The following is a 1238-nucleotide window of genomic DNA, read 5'->3' as shown; positions in this document are numbered from 1 at the left end:
CGACCTTGATTTCAACCCGTCAACGCAACAGATTGAGCAAAACGTTCTGCCGGTGTTTGATAGTTTAGTGTTTTTCTAGGGCGTTCATTTAATTGTCTTGCTACAGCATTGAGTTTTGCTTGTGAGTAATTGGCCAGGCTCATTCCTTTTGGGAAGTACTGTCTTAATAGCCCATTGGTATTTTCATTAGACCCTCGTTGCCATGGATGCTGAGGATCACAAAAGTACACTTGCACATCGGTAGCTAGAGTAAAGCGTTTGTGCTGAGCCATCTCCGAGCCGCGATCCCACGTTAAGGATTTATACAGCTCTTGCGGTAACTTGCGGGCATGCTTGATAAGTGCATTAACCACTGTCTCGCTGTCTTTACGAGCCACCTTGACTAGCATCACATAACGGGTTTGGCGCTCTACGAGAGTGGCGATCTGACTATTGGCATCTCCATAAAGTAGATCGCCTTCCCAATGACCGGGAACAGCGCGATCTTCCACCTCAGCTGGGCGCTCTCTAATAGGGATGGCATCCTTGATGCTGCCTAGATCCCGATCTTTCAGGGTGTGATGACGTGAGCGGCGCATGATGCGAGTACGTCGTAAGTGCTGTGTGAGCTCTTTCTTTAAGGCCCCACGGGCTTGGATGAACAGGCTTCGGTAGATCGTCTCGTGTGACACTTGATAGTCCTCCTGATCTGGATAAGTCTGTTTTAGCCAACCGGCAATCTGCTGTGGCGACCAGTAGTGCTGCAGTTTGTCTGCCACCAGATGCGCCAGGGCTTTATTCAAGACTAGTTTACAAGTCTGAGGACGCTGCGCTCGATCCCAGGCAGACTGGTCTGATTGATTTGCTCGATAACTCTCTGGATCACCATTACGGCCAATCTCACGACTAATCGTGGAAGGTGATCTACCTAACTCAGTGGCAATCGATCTCATAGATTGACCGCTTGCTAGGCCGCGTGAGATGGCTTCACGTTCAGCTAAGGTCAACGCTAGTTTGGATCGAGTTCGGGGTGGCGGTCTAATGCCGCCAGTTTGCACAAAGATGCCTTGTATGGACGAATGATTGCGATCAAATAACTGGGCAATCTGCTGGAGAGAATCTCCTTTTTTCCAGCGCTCCCACATTAAATCCTTCTGGGTGGCTGTGTAATAGATTCGAGGTCGTTGTTTCATGAGCAACACTCCTTGCGCTTACGCAGTTAGTAGTGTGTTGCATCGACGGGTTGAAATCAAGACCCA

At 49.3% G+C, this 1238-nt stretch carries 1 protein-coding gene; it reads right to left on the bottom strand.

Annotated elements, in window-relative coordinates:
• Positions 1-11: 11 nt before the first annotated feature.
• On the bottom strand, positions 12-1172 hold the full coding sequence (locus ICN11_RS10615) for an IS30 family transposase (protein WP_216230351.1): 1161 nt from the start codon (positions 1170-1172) through the stop codon (positions 12-14).
• Between the last annotated feature and the right edge of the window lie 66 nt (positions 1173-1238).

This window comes from Polynucleobacter sp. 78F-HAINBA (genome assembly GCF_018882325.1).
In the GTDB taxonomy this organism is placed as follows: Bacteria; Pseudomonadota; Gammaproteobacteria; order Burkholderiales; family Burkholderiaceae; genus Polynucleobacter.
Note: the sequence above shows the minus strand (reverse complement) of the source record. Positions and strands in the feature narration are given on the sequence as shown.

Excerpts from the sequence above, each read along its gene's own strand:
- ICN11_RS10615 (WP_216230351.1), bottom strand. The coding sequence starts at position 1,172 with ATGAAACAACGACCTCGAATCTATTACACAGCCACCCAGAAGGATTTA.